The following is an 18,167-nucleotide window of genomic DNA, read 5'->3' on the forward strand; positions in this document are numbered from 1 at the left end:
CTTGCAGTGGGGAAATCACCGCAAAGAGTTTGCAATCGAGCCGGTGCGGTGACTAAGTCTTTAGATGTCCAAACGAGTCCCCTCGATTGATGTCCGCGACGGGAGTCGGATCGAAATAGTGATTCGAGCGAGATAGCGGATCGACGTATTCCAACCGCATCAAACGCTCGGGACCAAGTTCGACCTTTGGCCTAGCTTTCAAGAAACTTTGAAGCGAATCGAAACGGCTGGTGTCGAGGAAGCGGGCAATTGCGGTCGAGATCTTTCGGATAGCGTCAGGTCCCTCTCGGTAGATCTCCGAAGTCACCATCACAACGTCCGCGCCAGCAATCATGCTCTTGATCGCGTCTTCTCCGGTCCGCACACCACCACTGGCGGCAATCGACATGCCCAGTCCATTGGTTCGGGCACGAACAATGCCTTCCAGGATGCTGCCCAACGAATCAGTCGGTGAAAGCTCCCAACGAATCGTCCAGTGCATGCGATCAATACTAACGTCCCAGTGAGGCACGTGGGTGAACAGCACCAACCCTTTCGCACCACAAGTTTTCATTTGATGAGCGATCGCCGCTAGGTTTGTAAACCGTTGATTCAACTTAACGGCGACCGGAATCGTCACACTTGCGCATAACTTGTGCACAATATCGCACAACTTTGATTCAACCTCAGCAGCAGGTTCGTCAGGATTCGTGATGATGGGTTGCCAGTTCAGTTCCAAAGCATCCGCACCGCTCGATTCTATTTGCTTTGCAAAGTCCAGCCACTTTCCAGACGCACCTCCGTTGATACTTGCGATGATGGGAACAGATTCACGTTGCTTCAATAGCTCAAGGGTCTTGAGATAGCAATCAACGCCACCATTGTACTTATCCTGCTGAGGCTGATATCCGCTTTGCTCAATTGCAGCCATCGGATCGCTCGCTTGAAGCTGCTGGTGAACGATCTGCTCTTGCAGTATCGAGGGCAAGACGATTGCACCAGCTCCGGCGAGAACGAATTGGCGAACCGATTCAGGAGACATCGTGAGCGGACAGGATCCGACGATCACAGGTGAATCCAATTGAAGACCCAGGTAATTGGCCGATAGTTCAGAGGACATGACAACACCGCTTGTAAAAGATTCGTACAAACACCGACAGATGCAATCGCCGTTCCGCAAAGCCTCGTCTGTTCAATTTGATGAAAACCGACGTCCATTGGTGTCAGTCCCACCGCGCTCAATCGACTGCATCCAAAATTGCGAAGACGTGCTTTCGAGACTAAACCGCGAACTAAACGGCACTGCGTTCCACGTCCAAAACCTGCAGTGTGGTTTTAAGAATCGCGTCCGGTGTAAGCGAAATGCTGTCGATGCCCTGCTGGACCAGAAACTCTGCAAAGTCGGGATAGTCGCTCGGCGCTTGTCCGCAAATGCCAATTTTGACATTGTGAATCTTGGCGGTTTGGATGACTGATGCGATCAAGCGTTTGACTGCGTCGTTGCGCTCATCGAAAACGTGTGCAACAATGGCGGAGTCGCGGTCCACGCCGAGAGTAAGTTGTGTCAGGTCATTAGAACCGATCGAAAATCCGTCGAATATCTCAGCAAACTGATCCGCCAAGATCACGTTGCTGGGAATTTCGCACATGACATAAAATTCTAAGCCGTCTTGTCCGCGGACCAGATCGTACTTGGCCATCTCTTCCTGGACTTTGCGGCCTTCTTCAACCGTACGACAAAATGGAATCATCAGCTTAACGTTCTTCAACCCCATCTGGTTGCGAACCTTGTGCATGGCCTTGCATTCGAGGCCGAACGCATCTCGAAATGATTCATCGTAGTATCGAGACGCGCCACGAAAACCAAGCATAGGATTCTCTTCGTGCGGTTCGTACGCTGCACCGCCGATCAGGTTCGCATACTCGTTCGTCTTAAAATCACTGAGCCGTACAATTACATCGTTGGGTGCAAACGCCGCAGCAATCAACCCAACGCCTTCGGCAAGACGGTCAATGTAGAATTGTGGTTTGTTGTCGTAGCCCAGCGTTGCCTCGTCGACTTGCCGGCGAGTTGCCCCGTCCAATTTGTCGTAGTCAAGCAAGGCTTGGGGGTGGACCTTCACGTACGTGCTGATGATGAACTCTTCACGAGCAAGCCCCACGCCGTCGTTGGGAATGGCGGCTAGCGAGAACGCTTCGTCGGGCGAACCGACGTTCATCATCATCTTGGTTCTTGGTCGCTGCATTCCGGTTGCGTCGATTGTTTCGACATCAAATGCTAATTCACCTTCGTAGACGACACCTTCGTCCCCCTCGGCGCAGTTGATCGTGACGATCTGACCGTCTTGCAAACGATCTGTCGCATGAATGGTTCCCACGATCGCCGGTAAATTCAGTTCACGACTGACGATGGCAGCGTGACAGGTTCGACCACCGCGATTGGTGATGATGCCTGCAGCGCGCTTCATCACGGGTTCCCAGTCGGGGTCAGTTTTGTCCGTGACCAGGATTTCCCCTTCTTGGAAATCAGCCAACCGTCCCACGTCGTGGACCAAACGCACCGGTCCCGATGCGATGCGTTCACCGACGCTGCGACCAGTCAAGATTTTCGCCGACGTCTCTTTCAGGTGGTAACGCTCAATCGCCGTCACCTGCTTCCGCGACTGTACCGTTTCCGGTCGAGCTTGCACGATAAACAGCTCGCCGGTTTGTCCGTCTTTGGCCCATTCCATATCCATCGGGCAAATGTCACCGCGAAGTTGGCTGTAATGGTCTTCGATTTCGCAGGCCCATCGAGCAAGCTGCAGAATATCATCGTCACTCAAAGCAAAACGATTCGCTTGTTCAGGGTCGACCGGCACGTTCTTGGTCATCTTGCTGCCGCCGCAGTCATAGATCATTTTCAGTTCTTTGCGACCAATTGCTTTCTTAAGAATCGGACGAAATCCCTGACGAAGCGTCGGCTTGTAAACGTAGTATTCGTCCGGATTCACGCTCCCTTGGACGACGTTTTCGCCCAACCCGTATGCAGCGTTGATCAGGACAACGTCGCTGAATCCACTTTCCGTGTCGATAGAAAACATCACGCCTGAAGTTGCCAAATCTGACCGGACCATCTTTTGAATGCCAATCGACAATGCCACTTGCATTGAATCATAGCCATGACGAGCCCGGTACGAGATTGCGCGATCGGTAAACAACGAAGCGAAGCAACGTCGACAGGCATCTAGCACCGACGCTTGCCCACGCACGTTCAAGTACGTTTCTTGCTGACCGGCAAAACTGGCATCGGGCAGATCCTCGGCTGTCGCACTGCTGCGAACCGCCACGTCCGCTAGATGATCTTGTCCTTTGCAAAGGTGGTGATAGGCGTCCGTGATCGCGTGGGACAGTTCAGCGGGAAGCGGTGTATCGAGAATCATGTGCCGCACAATTTGTCCGTGGTGCTGCAAGCTTCCCACATCGCTGACGTTCATCCCACTAAGAACTTGTGCGATTTTTTCGTCAAGCCCGGAATCATGCAAGAACGTGCGGTACGCGTCCGCGGTGGTGGCGAAACCGTTGGGGATGCGAACACCGCGGGGCGTCAGTTGGCGACACATTTCACCAAGTGATGCGTTCTTTCCGCCGACGGTCGAAACGTCAGCCATCGAGATTTGGTCAAACCAGCGAACCAAGTCGGTCGCAGAGGTGGATGGAACACTAGCAACGCTCATGACTGGTAACTCGCTAAAGAGGAAGACTTGTTATTGGTCGGCTTACTCAAGCGATTTGCAATGCAACCAACGTGCCAGCGATCGGAACGATAAGATGGGACCTCTGGCGACGCAATTCGTGCTCATCCGCACGAAACCATGAGCCCTGACGCTCATTCATAACTCACATTGCGGGTATTTTTTGACGGTACACGAAGTGCATCCTTAGGTGTGCAATGCTAAGGGTGCATGAGCAAAAGTGCTTCGGCGAAAAAGCACCAGTGGACGTTCCTTGGCTTGGCCTGATTTAAGCGCGATATCAACACGTGAAGGACGAACTTCAACAATGGACACGCATCAACTTAAGTTCATCCTTGAAGAACTGCGTTTTTCCGCTGCACTACCGGATGAGATGTTACAACAGATTGCCTGCATTTCGTCGCTTCAAACCTTTGCCATTGGTTCATTAGTGTTTCGTGAAAGTGCGATCGTCCGTGATCTGTTTTTAGTTCGACGTGGGCGTTTGGCCTTGGAGATGCTTGTTCCTCAACGCGGGGCAGTGCGCATCGTAACGATCGGCCCCGGCGAGATGGCGGGCTGGTCGGCGTTGTTGAGCGAGGGACGTATGACGGCAAGCGCAATCGCGATCGAAGAGGTGGAGGCTGTGGTTGCTCCGGCCAAGCAACTTCACGACCTATGCGAAGCGAATCATGAGTTCGGCTATCGGTTGATGCATCAAATGGCAGATGCGCTTTCCAAACGCTTGGTTGCGACAAGGTTGCAAATGCTTGACCTGTTCGCGGACCACACCAGCACGAGCAATGCAACCTCCGGCAAACCGATGAGCGACGCATGACGACGCAGAACGACCGACGACATGACCGGCGGTTTTTGAGCAAAGCGAGCTTCGGTGATCTCTTCGCGCTGCTGCGGCAGCAAGGTTACACCGTGATCGGCCCCACGATCGATCAACAAGCCATCGTCTACGCTGAAATACAATCCGCTGATGACCTACCACGTGGATGGACCGACGATCAATCGCCGGGACAGTATCGCTTGAAACAGCGCGACGATGACGCTCTTTTCGGCTACGTCGTGGGACCACACTCGTGGAAACAGTTTTTATTCCCACCCCGAGCTGTGCTATCGGAAGCTGACAAAACCGACGAAGGCTGGCAGTTTTCTAGCATAGAGGACGATCCGCCAAAGTACGCCTTCTTAGGAGTGCGTGCCTGTGAACTGGCCGCGATGCGAGTGCAAGATCGGGTCTTTCTTTCGGGAGCCTACGTCGATCCCATCTACCAAGGGCGTCGCAATAACACATTGATCGTTGCGGTAAATTGCACACAGGCCGCTTCGACATGCTTCTGTACCTCGATGAACACGGGTCCCGAATGCACTAGCGGTTTCGATCTAGCGCTAACTGAATTGCCCGACGGTTTCGTCGTTGAATCGGCCACCACGGATGGCGCCGAGATCGCTGCTGCTCTAAGAACCCACGAAGTGACAATCGAGCAACTGCGATCGGCTCAAACCGCTCGGCAACAAGCCGTCGTTCAGATCACTCGCAAACTAGACACAACCAACATTTGCGACACATTGATGTCGAACCTGGACCACCCTCGATGGGACGAAGTCGCCGAGCGATGCCTTTCCTGTACTAATTGCACCATGGTTTGCCCGACATGCTTTTGCAGTAGTGTCACTGAGGTCAGCGACCTCGCCGGTGAACATGTGCAGCGTGAGCGAACGTGGGATTCGTGTTTCAATGTCGACTTTAGCTACATGAACGGTGGCAATGTTCGCGACAATGTTCGATCGCGATACCGTCAATGGTTGACCCACAAACTGGCTTCATGGATCGACCAATTCGACACATCGGGCTGTGTTGGTTGCGGTCGCTGCATCACGTGGTGTCCCGTCGGCATCGACCTGACTGAAGAAGTAGCCGCCATTCGCGGAGAAACCTCGTGAGCCTTCAATCAACTCATCTACCGAACATCAATTCGGGTGCCAATCCTTGGCAAACTCACACGGTTTCGATCCGGAGCATTCGGCAAGAGATCGACGGTGTAGCGACGTACGATCTGACGTTTCGAGATGCAGCATTGCAGGAATCGTATCGGTTTGCACCCGGGCAATTCAACATGCTGTACTTGCCTAGCGCGGGGGAGATAGCGATTTCGATAAGCGACGATCCGAAACGCACCGACAGCCTTGCGCACACGATCCGCGTCGCTGGAAATGTGACGCGATCGTTGGCGGGCATGAGCGTCGGTCAGACACTTGGATTAAGAGGACCATTTGGAACAAGCTGGCCAATGGCCCAAAGCGTTGGACGAGATGTTGTGATTGTCGCCGGAGGAATCGGACTGGCACCACTACGTCCTGTTATCCACACTCTGCTAAACGAAAGACGTCAGTTCGGTCGTTTAAACCTACTGTATGGAGCCCGCTCGCCTGACACGATTCTGTACCATGATCAGTACGATGATTGGACGCGCCGCGGACTGATTATCCATACCACGGTCGACCGATCGCAGGCGGGATGGTTAGGAAATGTTGGCGTGGTGACGACATTGCTGGAACAATTGCGCACCTTTGATCCGCGAAACACAATTCTGTTGTGCTGCGGTCCTGAAGTGATGATGCGGTTTACGGTATTGGCCGCGATGTCTCGTGGACTTTCGCCGCAACAAATTTGGATTTCGATGGAACGCAACATGCAATGTGCCGTTGGCTTGTGCGGGCATTGCCAACTCGGCCCAGCCTTTGTTTGCAAGGACGGACCGATCTTCCGCTACGACCAAATCGCTTCTCTATTGGACGTCGAGGGATTGTAATGAGCAAACCGAAACTCGGCGTTTTTAAGTTCGCATCCTGTGATGGTTGTCAGTTGTCGCTGCTGTCGGCTGAGGATCAATTGTTGGAATTGGCCGGTGCGGTTGAAATCGGATATTTCTTAGAAGCGACCAGCAAGATTGCGCCGGGGCCTTACGACATTGCATTGGTGGAAGGTTCGATCACCACGCCTCATGACGTCGAGCGGATTCAGCAAGTTCGACGCGACTGCAAGTTCTTAATCACGATCGGTGCTTGTGCGACCGCTGGCGGCATCCAAGCACTTCGCAACTGGGCCGACTGCGACGAATTTGTGCAGGCCGTTTACGCTTCGCCTCAATTTATCTCGACACTTGCGACATCGACCGCGATCGCTGATCACGTCAGCGTCGACTTTGAATTGCGAGGTTGCCCGATCAACCAGTACCAATTGATCGAGGTCATCGGATCACTTTTAGCTGGCCGCCGACCGCGAACTCGGGTGCACTCGGTTTGTCTGGAATGCAAGCGACGTGGCACCGTGTGCGTGATGGTTGCCCAAGGCACAGCATGCCTTGGGCCTGTCACGCAAGCGGGATGCAATGCGATTTGCCCGTCGTTTAATCGCGGCTGCTACGGTTGCCACGGCCCCGCGGCACAACCAAACTTGGTCAGCATTACCAATCAATTCGCAAGTGACGGGGTACCGAAAGAACAAATCGTTCGCAGCCTGCGCAGCTTCAATGGTTACGCGCCGGAGTTCCGTGTCGAGGGCGATCGTTTGGACGCGTCGCAGGAGTCGGGCGAATGACGCAGCGAACGATCAAAGTCAACGCAATGACGCGAGTCGAAGGCGAAGGCGGCTTGTACCTGAAACTACGCGGCAATGTGGTGGAAGAAATTCGGTTGGAGATCTACGAACCGCCGCGATTTTTCGAGGCCTTTCTTCGCGGTCGACCGCTGGAGGAAGTCCCCGACATCACGGCGCGGATTTGCGGGATCTGTCCGGTCGCGTATCAGATGAGCAGCATCCATGCGTTGGAGTCCGCGCTGGGCATGACCATCAGCCCGGAAATTCGCAAGCTACGCCGATTACTGTACTGCGGCGAATGGATTGAAAGCCACGCGTTGCATGTTTATTTGCTCAACGCGCCCGATTTCCTGGGGTACGACAGCGGGTTGGACATGGCCGCCGAGTATCCCGACGAAGTCAATCGTGGCTTGCGAATGAAGAAGCACGGCAACCAAATTCTGGAAGCCCTCGGTGGTCGCGCGATCCATCCGATCAACGTGGCCGTCGGAGGATTCTATCGTTGTCCTCGACGCGACGAACTGCAACGTTTGATTCCTGATCTGCAATGGTGCCTAGACGCGGCGATCGAAACGACTCGCTGGGTAGCGACTTTCGATTTTCCAAATTTCCAAAGCGACTATCAACTCGTTTCGTTATCGCACGACGACGAGTACCCGATGAACGAAGGTCGTATCGCGACGTCGCTTGGCGAGTCGATTGCTGTTTCGGATTTCGAGAACGAGTTTGAAGAACGTCAAGTCGCGCACTCGACGGCCTTGCACTCGTTGCGTAAGAAAACCGGCGCAGCGTACTTTCTTGGTCCTCTCGCGCGAGTTGGCTTGAACACGGATCGTCTTTCACCGACGGCGAAACGTTTGGCCGATGAAGTAGGCATCACGTGGCCTTGTTACAACCCATTTCAAAGCATCGTGGCCCGCAGCCTGGAATTGGTTCACGCTTTTGAAGAAGCCCTCGCGATCTTGCGCGAGTACCAACCGGCTCGTCCGGCCAAGATCAACTATGAAATTCAGAGCGGGGAAGGGTGCGCCGCAACGGAAGCCCCACGCGGTTTGCTGTACCATCGCTACCACTTCGACGACGACGGAAAAATTGCCGAAGCCAAGATTGTCCCGCCGACATCCCAAAACCAGCCTCAGATCGAATCCGACTTACGACGCTGGGTCACGCAAATTCTGACTGACGACGACGCGGCCACGGCTAGGAAGTGCGAAAACCTGGTGCGTTGCTACGACCCCTGCATCAGTTGCTCGACTCATTTTTTGAAACTGAAGGTCGACCGCGTATGACGAAACCGAAAACTTTGGTCGTCGGTATCGGCAGCCCCCATGGCGACGACGCCATTGGTTGGCTGGTTGCCGACGCACTAAAAGAAAGCACCGACGGCGGTGAGACTCGGATCGAAAAAGCAGCATCGCCGATTGAGATTTTCAACGCGATCGACGATTGCGAGCGACTGATCCTGTGCGATGGTTGCAGCGGACTGGGCAGCCCCGGTGACACGCGACGTTGGCAATGGCCATCGTCAGAATTCGGTCAGGTGAATTGGTCCGGAACGCACGACTTTTCGCTGATCGCAACCCTGCAGTTGGGTGAACGATTAAACCGTTTGCCACCGCAAGTCGTCGTGTGGGCGATCGAAATTGACACCAACCGCGTCGGCGACACACTTTCACCTAGCGTCGCTTCGGCCATCCCAGACTTCGTTCAGCAAATCAAACAGGAAATGGCCAAGGACTGCATCGAACCACATCATGCATGAACACTCGCTCGTCAAAAACCTGCTCCGACAAGCCGATGCGATTCGTCGGCAACATGATGCCAAGCGTGTTGACGAGATTCGTGTGGAGATCGGACCGCTTTCGGGCGTCGAACCGTTGTTGCTGGCTAGTGCGTTTAAGCAACTTGCTTGCGAAGAAATATTTTGCAACGCACAACTGATCATTGACCAAGTCGAATTGGTTGCCCGGTGCAATGCGTGCGAAAAGCAATTTGTGATCCACGACTTCGACTTTCGCTGTGCCGATTGCGGACGCGGTGTGGATGTGATTCGCGGCGATGAACTGCAGTTGGTCAGCGTGTCGCTAGCGAGCGACGAACCCGCCACCACAGGAAAGACGCGATGACGACTGAAACGATTACCGTCCGCCGCGACGTGGCTGCCGAAGCAAAGCAAGACGCTGCGATGGAGCGAACGCGGCTTGGCAAGCGAGGCACGTTGGTGGTCAATCTCTTGTCGTCGCCTGGTTCAGGCAAGACCAGTTTGTTGGAAGCGACCGCTCGCTACTTTGCGGGGCGACATAGCATGGCGGTGTTGGTAGGCGACTTGGAAACCGACCGTGATGCACGCCGACTTTCTCCGTTGGTGCCTACCGCGCAACTGACCACGGGCGGCGCGTGCCATTTGGAATTGCCTTTGGTGCGTCGCGGCTTGGACGCTCTGGGTGATCCGCAAGTTGATTTCCTGTTCATTGAAAACATCGGCAATCTGGTTTGTCCTGCGTCGCACGATCTGGGCGAACACTTGCGGATCGTCTTGGTCAGCACCACCGAAGGCGACGACAAGCCTGGCAAGTACCCAAAGATGTTTCGCACCAGTGCAGCAATGGTGGTAACGAAAACGGATTTGTTGCCGCACGTCCCATTCTCGGTGACTGCGGTCGTCGATGATGCCAGGCGAATCCAGCCCGATTTGGAAGCGATCGAAGTTTGCTCGCTGGACAATACCGGCATTGCCCAATGGTGCGAATTTCTGCAGCGGGAACGATCAAAACGATTGGCCGAGTTTCTATGAAAACAGTAACTTCGCCCCAACTGCGGGTCGCCAAACGATTGACCCTGACTGGCAGTGTGCAAGGAATCGGCATGCGCCCCGCGATCGCACGTCTTGCCGAACAGTCGCGGGTACACGGCTTCGTTCGCAACACGTGTAGCGGCGTCGAAGTACATGTCGAGGGCGATACCGAATCTGTCGCCCGGTTCACCGACGCACTTCGCAGTCACCTGCCGACCGCTTCAGAACTAGATTCGCTGCAGCAAATCGCCGCCGAAGTCGAGCAGTTCGACTCCTTCGCGATCATCCAGCCAAGTGAGCTGAACCAGCAAGACAGCTTAACGACTCGAGTGCCAGCCGATTTGGTCGTCTGCGATCGTTGCCGCGAAGAGATTCGTGATGCAGCGAATCGGCGATACGATTATCCGTTCACAAGCTGCACCGACTGCGGACCGCGGTATTCCATCATCCAGCGGATGCCCTACGAACGATCGCAAACAAGTATGACCGAGTTCGCGTTATGCGAAACTTGCCAAGCAGAATACGCATCTGCATCGGATCGACGTTTTCATTCGCAGACCAACGCGTGTTCAAAATGCGGTCCGCAGCTATGGGCGTGCGACGCAAACCATCGCACAATCGCCGGCGGTCACGATGCGATCGAACTAGCCGCGACGGCCATTCGCAACGGACAAATCGTGGCGCTGCGTGGGCTGGGCGGTTATCAATTGATCGTCGACGCAGGCTCTCAATCCGCGATCGAGCGACTACGCCGTCGCAAACAACGCCAGGGCAAACCGCTGGCCGTGATGGTGGGCAGTCTGTCGAAGGCGGAACCGTTTGCGACCATGAATGATGTGGAACGCGAACAATTGACGTGTTCCGCGGGTCCAATTGTGGTCGCAGCGGCAACAGCGAACGCCCGCATTTGCCGGGCCGTCACGCAATTCGCTTCTGAATCCTCTGCTCAATCCGCAATTCAGGAGTTGGGAACGATTGGTTTGTTCTTGCCCACCACTCCATTGCATCAACGGTTACTTGACCGTGTCGATGGCCCGTTGGTTTGCACCAGCGGGAACCTCGAAGGCGAACCGTTGGCGTTTGAACGCGATGCTGCGATGGACGATTTACACTCGATCGCTGACGTGTGGTTGCACCATGACCGCCCGATTACCCGACCGATCGACGACAGTGTTGTGCGAGTGATTGCCGGTCGTGCTGTTTCGCTGCGACTCGCACGTGGCTATGCCCCGTTGAACCTTAACATCGTCATCGAGCGTCCAACGATCGCAGTGGGCGGACATCAAAAAGTGGCGATTGCACTGAGCAATGGTAGGCAATCCCTTCTTGGTCCTCACATCGGCGACATGAATACGATTGCCGCACGCCAACGTTTTGCAGATCAAGTCCATGACCTGACCGAACTATACGGGGTGCATGATTTTGACATCGTCTGTGATTTGCACCCGGACTATTTTACGACCCAGTGGTCACAGAATCAGCCCAACCGTTGCGTGCAAGTGCAGCATCATCACGCTCATATCGCTGCCGGTATGTTGCAGCACGGTTGGCAGGATCAGCAAGTCCTGGGTGTGGCGTTTGACGGCACGGGATACGGAACTGACGGAACGATTTGGGGCGGCGAGTTTCTGCGATGCACGGCAAGCAGTTTCGAGCGAGTTGGACATCTCAGGCAGTTCGGTTTGGTCGGCGGAGATCAAGCGATTCGTGAACCTTGGCGAGTGGCGACGTCGCTCGTGCGAGACGCCTTGGGTGATTCGCAAGCAGCCGAATTGTCGTTCCAATCGCGTGATGCACGGACGCTGATTCCGCTATTGTCGCGTCCCGCTTTGTCGACTGTCACCACTAGCGCGGGACGATTGTTTGACGGAGTGGCCGCGTTAGTATTGCAAATCGAAAGTTGTCAGTACGAAGGTCAAGCAGCGATATCGTTGGAAGCAGTGTGCGATCAATCGGCACTTGGGCACTACCGCTTTCCGATCATCCAAGGGCAACCCAAAATTGTCGACTGGCGTCCGATGATTCGTGAGCTGATGCAAGATCGCGCCGATGGAGTTCCACCTGATGTGATGGCGATGCGTTTTCACCGCGGTCTAGCGATCGCGATCACTGAATTCTGTGACGCGTATTCGCCGCTATCGGTGGTTCTCGGTGGCGGAGTGTTTCAAAATCGAATCTTGGTCGAATTGCTGGCTGACCAAATGCGAGCACGACCGCTTGGCCTGCCAGGGATGATTCCCGTCGGCGACGGCGGGCTTGCTGCTGGTCAATTACTCATCGCCGATGCATTGGCACGTCAAGGGAGTTCGCAACTATGTGCTTAGGCATTCCCGGCAAGGTCGTTCAATTCACTCAGCAAGAAACTCCGTTTGCGAAAGCCGAGATCGAGTTCGATGGCGTGCGTCGCGTCTGCCACATGGCGTGTGTTCCCGAAGCCGAGGTTGGCGACTACGTCATCGTTCACGCGGGCATCGCGATTAGCCGGATAGATGCCGACGAGGCGCAGCGTGTTTTCCAAGAGCTGGCGAAGCTGGATGACGACGATGGCTGGAAGGACGAGCCGTAATGAAGTACTTAGACGAATATCGTGATCCCGCTTCGGCCAAGAAGTTAGTCGAAGCGATCCGTCGCCAAGTGACTCGCCCGTGGACGTTGATGGAGGTCTGTGGCGGACAAACTCATGGCTTGCTACGAAACGGGATTGAAGCAGAGCTGCAAGGAACGGTCGAATTGATTCACGGCCCCGGATGCCCCGTTTGTGTCACGGCGATGGAGTCGATTGATTTTGCTCAGCAGCTTGCCATGCTGCATACGACTTCGACCAACAACGTGGTCCTGGCTAGCTTTGGCGACATGATGCGAGTCCCTGGTAGCCACGGTTCGCTGCTGGACACCAAGGCCAATGGCGGGAATGTGAAAACAGTGTACTCACCACTGGACGCTGTCGAGTTGGCGAAACGTCATCCGGAGAAACAGGTCGTGTTCTTTGCCGTCGGTTTTGAAACGACGGCTCCGGCGACTGCGTTGGCGGTGAAGCAAGCGGCCAACGATGGCATCCACAATTTCAGCTTGCTGGTTTCGCACGTTCGTGTGCAACCGGCGATGGAAGCTCTACTGCAGTCGCCGCACAACCGAGTGCAAGCGTTCTTGGCGGCCGGTCATGTTTGCGCCGTGATGGGCTACGAGTCCTATGAACCGATGGTCGAGCGCTACCGCTTGCCAATCGTTGTGACTGGATTCGAGCCACTTGATCTGCTCGAAGGCATTTTGAATTGTGTCCGACAACTCGAACAGGGCGAAGCTCGCGTTGACAACGCCTACTCGCGCGGCGTCAGCCGCCAAGGTAACCAAGCGGCTCAGGACATCGTTCGTGAAGTCTATGAAGTTTGCGACCGTCCCTGGCGTGGCTTTGGTATCGTCACGAATGGTGGATTGCAGCTTAACCAAGATTGGCGGCACTTTGACGCGAGATCGCGCTTCGATTTCATTCGCAGTCTGCCAGTGATCGAACCGGCGGAATGCGAAAGTGCTCATGTATTGGCCGGACGCATCAAACCGCCCGAGTGTGCTGCGTTTGGAAAGGCTTGCACGCCCGACGCACCAATGGGAGCACCGATGGTTTCATCCGAAGGAGCCTGCGCCGCGTACTACAAATGGCACACACCATGAATCAAACCTCTTGGGAACTTCACTGTCCCGTGGCCGTCAACAACGACAGCCCGCGTGTCATGCTTGCTCACGGCGAAGGTGGGCGGATGATGCGAAAGTTGATTCGCGAGACGATCGTTGACATCCTTTCGAGCGAATCACTCGCTGAGATGGATGACGCAGCAAGATTGCCGGCGATCGACGGACCGCTGGCCATGACAACGGACAGCTTCGTAGTCTCGCCGCTCTTTTTTCCTGGAGGAGACATCGGATCTTTATGCGTTTACGGAACGGTCAATGACTTGGCCGTTAGCGGCGCAAAACCGCTCTACCTGACGCTGTCTTTGATCCTGGAAGAAGGCCTGCCGATCGCGGTCTTGCAAGAGGTTTTGCAAAGCGTTGCACGAGCAGCGAATCAGACCGGCATCAAAATTGTCGCGGGCGACACGAAGGTCGTACCGCGCGGGGCCGCCGATGGGTTATTCATCAACACGACCGGAATCGGTGAATTGGTCGATCCCGTGCCGCCAGGACCGCAAGCTCTTTGCGAAGGTGACGAATTGATTGTCACCGGCCCGGTCGGTCGTCACGGCATCGCTGTTTTGTGTGCAAGAGAAGAACTAGCCCTGCAACCTGCACCGACAAGCGATTGTGGATCGCTGGTGGCAGCGACCATGCAACTTCGTCATCGCCTTGGTACGCGACTGCGGACGATGCGCGACGCGACACGCGGCGGCGTCGGTGCGGTGCTGCATGAATGGTCCGAATCGAGTGGATTGACTCTAGCAGTTAACGAGAAAGACATTCCCGTTTCGCCCGACGTCCGCGGCGCGAGTGAATTGCTGGGACTGGATCCGATTCACATCGCCAACGAAGGCACGATGCTAATCGCTGTCGAATCGGGAGCAAGCGAGGATGCTCTCGAAGCACTTCGATCGCTTCCCGAGACACAGTATTCCGCCAAGATCGGCACGGCCATCACAAGGCAAGCCACCCCCGTCACGATCACTCGGATGTTCGGTCGCCCTCAACCGCTTGACCAACCTCAGGGTGCTCCCCAGCCAAGGATCTGCTGAGATGATCTCTCGTCTCGCCGACAACCGGTAATTTTTGAGCAAACGGCAGATTCATAAGCCCCTCTGCAAGTAGCTAATGGCGAATCACTATTCGCGAAGTTAGCGTGTTGACTCCAATCAAGCGTGGGCATGACTAAACGTCGGAGGATCGCTGGCCGGAAAACTCTCGCGACCTGCTTCGTCGATCAGCTCGTCATCCTGTTGATGCGTCGCTGATTCGCCGCGCCAGCGAGTCGCCAGCGCTGCAGCTTGGCGGACCCGTTCGAGCAACTCCGGATAGCGCTGGGGAGGTGGTTGATCTCGAAATTGCATGACCTCTTCTCTTGATCCCCCTAGATGTTTTGAAACCTCATCAAGATGATCGCAGAGGCTTTGCCATTCTGAGTTCATAAAACTATCGTTCATCATGCAACCGTTATGTTGGAGTCCAAGTACACGTCCTGAATTCGATTGAGCAGTTCAATGCCGTCAGCCATTGGCCGTTGAAAAGCTTTGCGTCCTGAAATGAGCCCCGTTCCACCGGCGCGTTTATTGACGACTGCCGTCTTCACCGCGTCGGCTAGGTCCGATGCTCCCGATGAGGCTCCACCTGAATTGATTAACCCCGCTCGTCCCATGTAGCAATTTGCAACTTGATAGCGACACAGATCAATCGGATGATCGGAAGTCAGCTTTTCGTATACGAGGGGCGACGTCTTACCAAACTTGATCGCTGTGAATCCTCCATTATTCGTTGCGAGCTTCTGCTTGATAATGTCGGCTTGCAATGTTACGCCCAGATGATTCGCTTGGCCTGTCAGGTCGGCGGACGTGTGATAGTCCTTGTCAGTCTTGAAGGCTGAATTCCGAAGGTAGCACCAAAGCACCGTCGCCATGCCCAAATCGTGAGCGCGTTCAAACGCGGCGGAAACTTCTACAATCTGTCGTCGCGATTCTGACGAACCGAAGTAAATTGTTGCTCCAACCGCCACCGCTCCCATGTCAAACGCTCGATCGACGCTACCGAATAGAACTTGATCGTACGAGTTTGGATAAGTGAGCAATTCGTTGTGGTTAATCTTCACGATGAAAGGGATTCGGTGTGCGAACTTGCGCGACACTGCGCCTAATACGCCCAGTGTCGATGCGACCGCGTTGCACCCACCTTCCATAGCCAACCGCACAATGTTCTCTGGATCAAAGTAGTCGGGGTTGGGTGCGAACGACGCTCCGCCTGAGTGCTCAATCCCCTGGTCGACTGGCAAGATCGACACGTAGCCGGTTTGCGCCAGTCGTCCGTGGGTAAACAGACGTGCCAAGTTGTTGATCACACGTTGGCTTCGATCGGAATGACACACGACACGATCGAGGAAATCAGGCCCTGGCACGTGCATACGACTTCGCGGAATGGTTTGGCACTGATGTTCCAGGAGAGACGCCGCGTCCTCACCCAGCAGTTCAGCGATCGTAGCGGACATAGAATTGCCTTGCGTTGAATTTGGTAGTGCTGAAACCTCACACAACATGCGCGAACTGTCTCATACGAACAAGAAACTTGGGCAAGGTGTGTTGCGATGGCTGATGTGCAAAGCGGATACCAAGATCAGTGCAGGCTGCGCAGAGCGAACTTTTAGCCATGAAATATCGCTGCCACTTCAAGCCGTCGTTGCTGGAACTGAGTCGACTCGGTCGCAACAACACATCCAGTTCGCTCGTCGCTGGTTGTCCCCAAACTGGTGCCCGGCGTGGTGGATTAAGGGCCCAGTAAGCTGGATCGGAAGGCCCAGTGTGCTGGATGAGAAGGGCCGGCGTGCTGGATCGGAAGGCTTTCGGCTTTCAATCTTTATGAAGCGTCAACGAGACTCCAAAAGATCTGCCAAAATTGGTTCAATCGAAGAGCAGAGAAGCGTTTTGAAAGAAGGGCGAGCTAAGTTTTTACAACTTGTTTCATAGACGCACGCTTCTGGGATTTAGTCGCAGCGATGGTAGGGATAATTCTAATTGGATCGGTCGTTGCCTACCTTTTGGTCGCCGAGTTCGTCTATCGAGATACCGAGCGTCGATACCGGACCGACTTGGGCGAGGACGGTAAAAATATTCTTACGATCGCGAAACCGACCTCCGCACTGAACGACGAGTCTAAACGGAACGACGAGTCCAAACCGGTCGACGATTCCACGCAGGTCGCCACCGAGGGATGGAAGGGTTGGCGTGAAATGGTGGTCGCAGCGATCAAGGATGAATCGCCCGATTGTCGCTCGTTCTACTTAACGCCAAGGGACATGCAATCGCTACCGAGGTTCATGGGCGGACAATCCATCTTGGTTCGATGCCCTGTCGCCAACCCTGTCGCCAACCCTGTCGCCAACCCTGTCGCCAACCCTGTCGCCAACCCTGTCGCCAACCGTGACACTGCGAACGCGACTGAACCAAGCACTCCGCGTTCAGTGTCTCGATGCTACAGCTTGTCGAGTGCCCCGGCGGACCCCATGTATCGCATTACCGTCAAACGGGTACCCGACGGACGGATGAGTCGCCAACTGCACGACACAATCAAGCTGGGTGATTTGATCGAAGTCCAGTCGCCACGTGGACGATTCGTCATCGACACTCATCGCACCGACCGTCCTTTGCTCCTGATCGCTGCGGGAATAGGGATCACCCCGATGCTATCGATGCTGCTTCAGAGTCTGTCGGAAACTCCGCAACGGCAAGTGCACCTTTACTATCAGCTTCGCGATCACGACAACACGCCGTTCCTTTCGTTTCTTCGCCAATTGGCACGCACAGCCGATGGGAAAGAGCGATTCAAACTGCACGTCTGGTTTAGTCGCCCCACTGCGGACAATAAAGCAAATCACTCAGACGCAGTCGGACGAATCACCGCCGATCAAATTGTTTCACGACTCAATAGCACCGATGGCGACTATCGCATTTGCGGACCTGCCGAGTTCATGTCCACCATTGCCGAAGGCTTAATAGATTCAGGAGTCATCGAGTCGTCAGTGCAATATGAGTCCTTTGGCGGACAACCGGCAGGACGAGGGGCTATCGCTGTACGGAATGGTGCGAAAACTGAAGATTCAACATCGTCAAACAGTTCCGATGCGAAATTCAAGGTGCAGTTTACGAAGAGCCAAATCTCTAGCGAATTCAATTCTAGCGACGACACGCTGCTTGAGGTTGCAGAGTCCGCGGGCGTCTCGGTCGACTCTTCGTGCCGTTCGGGTCAATGCGGATCATGCGTTCATCGATTGATCCGAGGAAGCGTTGAATATCCTGAACTTCCAGAGTGTGAATTTGGTGAGGATGAAGTCGTTCTTTGTGCGGCCCGCCCCGTCAGCGACATCGAAATTGAAGCTTGA

General features: G+C 54.8%; 17 protein-coding genes. 13 read left to right on the forward strand and 4 right to left on the reverse strand.

All coding sequences use genetic code 11. From position 1 onward, the window contains the following. Positions 1-52: 52 nt before the first annotated feature. On the reverse strand, positions 53-1,099 hold the full coding sequence (locus Pla22_RS24080) for a dihydroorotate dehydrogenase-like protein (RefSeq protein ID WP_146517457.1): 1,047 nt from the start codon (positions 1,097-1,099) through the stop codon (positions 53-55). Between the two features lie 172 nt (positions 1,100-1,271). Beyond that, positions 1,272-3,695: a phosphoenolpyruvate synthase gene (gene ppsA, locus Pla22_RS24085; RefSeq protein WP_146517458.1), complete on the reverse strand. Its 2,424-nt coding sequence runs from the start codon at positions 3,693-3,695 to the stop codon at positions 1,272-1,274. Positions 3,696-4,020: 325 nt separating this feature from the next. On the opposite strand from ppsA, the gene Pla22_RS24090 reads away from it, so the two are divergent. From Pla22_RS24090 to hypE, 12 genes are read left to right on the forward strand one after another with little or no spacing between them, the layout of a single operon-like run. Beyond that, positions 4,021-4,530 (forward strand): cyclic nucleotide-binding domain-containing protein, encoded by a 510-nt coding sequence (locus Pla22_RS24090; protein ID WP_146517459.1) that lies wholly within the window; start codon positions 4,021-4,023, stop codon positions 4,528-4,530. Next, the gene (locus tag Pla22_RS24095; protein WP_146517460.1) at positions 4,527-5,648 is read left to right on the forward strand and encodes a 4Fe-4S dicluster domain-containing protein; all 1,122 of its coding nucleotides are present in this window, start codon (positions 4,527-4,529) and stop codon (positions 5,646-5,648) included. Before Pla22_RS24090 ends, Pla22_RS24095 begins: the two co-directional genes overlap by 4 nt. Then, positions 5,645-6,517 (forward strand): FAD/NAD(P)-binding protein, encoded by an 873-nt coding sequence (locus Pla22_RS24100; protein ID WP_207310477.1) that lies wholly within the window; start codon positions 5,645-5,647, stop codon positions 6,515-6,517. Before Pla22_RS24095 ends, Pla22_RS24100 begins: the two co-directional genes overlap by 4 nt. After that, a complete protein-coding gene (locus Pla22_RS24105) occupies positions 6,517-7,305 on the forward strand; it encodes an NADH-quinone oxidoreductase subunit B family protein (RefSeq protein WP_146517461.1) in 789 nt (262 codons plus the stop codon). The genes Pla22_RS24100 and Pla22_RS24105 overlap by 1 nt, the downstream gene beginning before the upstream one ends. Beyond that, positions 7,302-8,594 (forward strand): Ni/Fe hydrogenase subunit alpha, encoded by a 1,293-nt coding sequence (locus tag Pla22_RS24110; RefSeq protein WP_146517462.1) that lies wholly within the window; start codon positions 7,302-7,304, stop codon positions 8,592-8,594. Before Pla22_RS24105 ends, Pla22_RS24110 begins: the two co-directional genes overlap by 4 nt. Then, positions 8,591-9,067 carry a hydrogenase maturation protease gene (locus Pla22_RS24115; RefSeq protein WP_146517463.1) on the forward strand — a complete coding sequence of 159 codons (477 nt, stop codon included), beginning with the start codon at positions 8,591-8,593 and terminating at the stop codon, positions 9,065-9,067. The genes Pla22_RS24110 and Pla22_RS24115 overlap by 4 nt, the downstream gene beginning before the upstream one ends. Further along, positions 9,060-9,431 carry a hydrogenase maturation nickel metallochaperone HypA/HybF gene (locus tag Pla22_RS24120; RefSeq protein ID WP_146517464.1) on the forward strand — a complete coding sequence of 124 codons (372 nt, stop codon included), beginning with the start codon at positions 9,060-9,062 and terminating at the stop codon, positions 9,429-9,431. Before Pla22_RS24115 ends, Pla22_RS24120 begins: the two co-directional genes overlap by 8 nt. Further along, the gene (hypB, locus tag Pla22_RS24125) at positions 9,428-10,099 is read left to right on the forward strand and encodes a hydrogenase nickel incorporation protein HypB (RefSeq protein ID WP_146517465.1); all 672 of its coding nucleotides are present in this window, start codon (positions 9,428-9,430) and stop codon (positions 10,097-10,099) included. The genes Pla22_RS24120 and hypB overlap by 4 nt, the downstream gene beginning before the upstream one ends. Continuing rightward, positions 10,096-12,423 carry a carbamoyltransferase HypF gene (gene hypF / locus Pla22_RS24130; protein WP_165440817.1) on the forward strand — a complete coding sequence of 776 codons (2,328 nt, stop codon included), beginning with the start codon at positions 10,096-10,098 and terminating at the stop codon, positions 12,421-12,423. The genes hypB and hypF overlap by 4 nt, the downstream gene beginning before the upstream one ends. Beyond that, positions 12,414-12,665 carry a HypC/HybG/HupF family hydrogenase formation chaperone gene (locus Pla22_RS24135; RefSeq protein WP_146517467.1) on the forward strand — a complete coding sequence of 84 codons (252 nt, stop codon included), beginning with the start codon at positions 12,414-12,416 and terminating at the stop codon, positions 12,663-12,665. The genes hypF and Pla22_RS24135 overlap by 10 nt, the downstream gene beginning before the upstream one ends. Then, a complete protein-coding gene (hypD, locus tag Pla22_RS24140) occupies positions 12,665-13,768 on the forward strand; it encodes a hydrogenase formation protein HypD (RefSeq protein ID WP_146517468.1) in 1,104 nt (367 codons plus the stop codon). The genes Pla22_RS24135 and hypD overlap by 1 nt, the downstream gene beginning before the upstream one ends. Beyond that, positions 13,765-14,823 carry a hydrogenase expression/formation protein HypE gene (hypE, locus tag Pla22_RS24145; protein WP_146517469.1) on the forward strand — a complete coding sequence of 353 codons (1,059 nt, stop codon included), beginning with the start codon at positions 13,765-13,767 and terminating at the stop codon, positions 14,821-14,823. The genes hypD and hypE overlap by 4 nt, the downstream gene beginning before the upstream one ends. 117 nt (positions 14,824-14,940) lie before the next feature. On the opposite strand, the gene Pla22_RS24150 is transcribed toward hypE, so the two are convergent. After that, entirely contained in the window at positions 14,941-15,135 is a 195-nt protein-coding gene (locus tag Pla22_RS24150; RefSeq protein ID WP_242632307.1) for a hypothetical protein, read from the reverse strand. 92 nt (positions 15,136-15,227) lie between these two features. Further along, positions 15,228-16,280, reverse strand: coding sequence for a class I fructose-bisphosphate aldolase (locus Pla22_RS24155; RefSeq protein WP_146517471.1), 1,053 nt, complete (start codon positions 16,278-16,280; stop codon positions 15,228-15,230). A 504-nt stretch (positions 16,281-16,784) separates the two neighbouring features. Between Pla22_RS24155 and Pla22_RS24160 the strand changes: the two genes are divergently transcribed. Continuing rightward, positions 16,785-18,167 (forward strand): 2Fe-2S iron-sulfur cluster-binding protein, encoded by a 1,383-nt coding sequence (locus Pla22_RS24160; RefSeq protein ID WP_146517472.1) that lies wholly within the window; start codon positions 16,785-16,787, stop codon positions 18,165-18,167.

The organism is Rubripirellula amarantea (assembly GCF_007859865.1).
In the GTDB taxonomy this organism is placed as follows: Bacteria; Planctomycetota; Planctomycetia; order Pirellulales; family Pirellulaceae; genus Rubripirellula; species Rubripirellula amarantea.

Excerpts from the sequence above, each read along its gene's own strand:
- Pla22_RS24080 (WP_146517457.1), bottom strand. The coding sequence starts at position 1,099 with ATGTCCTCTGAACTATCGGCCAATTACCTGGGTCTTCAATTGGATTCA.
- ppsA (WP_146517458.1), bottom strand. The coding sequence starts at position 3,695 with ATGAGCGTTGCTAGTGTTCCATCCACCTCTGCGACCGACTTGGTTCGC.
- Pla22_RS24090 (WP_146517459.1), top strand. The coding sequence starts at position 4,021 with ATGGACACGCATCAACTTAAGTTCATCCTTGAAGAACTGCGTTTTTCC.
- Pla22_RS24095 (WP_146517460.1), top strand. The coding sequence starts at position 4,527 with ATGACGACGCAGAACGACCGACGACATGACCGGCGGTTTTTGAGCAAA.
- Pla22_RS24105 (WP_146517461.1), top strand. The coding sequence starts at position 6,517 with ATGAGCAAACCGAAACTCGGCGTTTTTAAGTTCGCATCCTGTGATGGT.
- Pla22_RS24110 (WP_146517462.1), top strand. The coding sequence starts at position 7,302 with ATGACGCAGCGAACGATCAAAGTCAACGCAATGACGCGAGTCGAAGGC.
- Pla22_RS24115 (WP_146517463.1), top strand. The coding sequence starts at position 8,591 with ATGACGAAACCGAAAACTTTGGTCGTCGGTATCGGCAGCCCCCATGGC.
- Pla22_RS24120 (WP_146517464.1), top strand. The coding sequence starts at position 9,060 with ATGCATGAACACTCGCTCGTCAAAAACCTGCTCCGACAAGCCGATGCG.
- hypB (WP_146517465.1), top strand. The coding sequence starts at position 9,428 with ATGACGACTGAAACGATTACCGTCCGCCGCGACGTGGCTGCCGAAGCA.
- hypF (WP_165440817.1), top strand. The coding sequence starts at position 10,096 with ATGAAAACAGTAACTTCGCCCCAACTGCGGGTCGCCAAACGATTGACC.
- Pla22_RS24135 (WP_146517467.1), top strand. The coding sequence starts at position 12,414 with ATGTGCTTAGGCATTCCCGGCAAGGTCGTTCAATTCACTCAGCAAGAA.
- hypD (WP_146517468.1), top strand. The coding sequence starts at position 12,665 with ATGAAGTACTTAGACGAATATCGTGATCCCGCTTCGGCCAAGAAGTTA.
- hypE (WP_146517469.1), top strand. The coding sequence starts at position 13,765 with ATGAATCAAACCTCTTGGGAACTTCACTGTCCCGTGGCCGTCAACAAC.
- Pla22_RS24150 (WP_242632307.1), bottom strand. The coding sequence starts at position 15,135 with ATGCAATTTCGAGATCAACCACCTCCCCAGCGCTATCCGGAGTTGCTC.
- Pla22_RS24155 (WP_146517471.1), bottom strand. The coding sequence starts at position 16,280 with ATGTCCGCTACGATCGCTGAACTGCTGGGTGAGGACGCGGCGTCTCTC.
- Pla22_RS24160 (WP_146517472.1), top strand. The coding sequence starts at position 16,785 with ATGGTAGGGATAATTCTAATTGGATCGGTCGTTGCCTACCTTTTGGTC.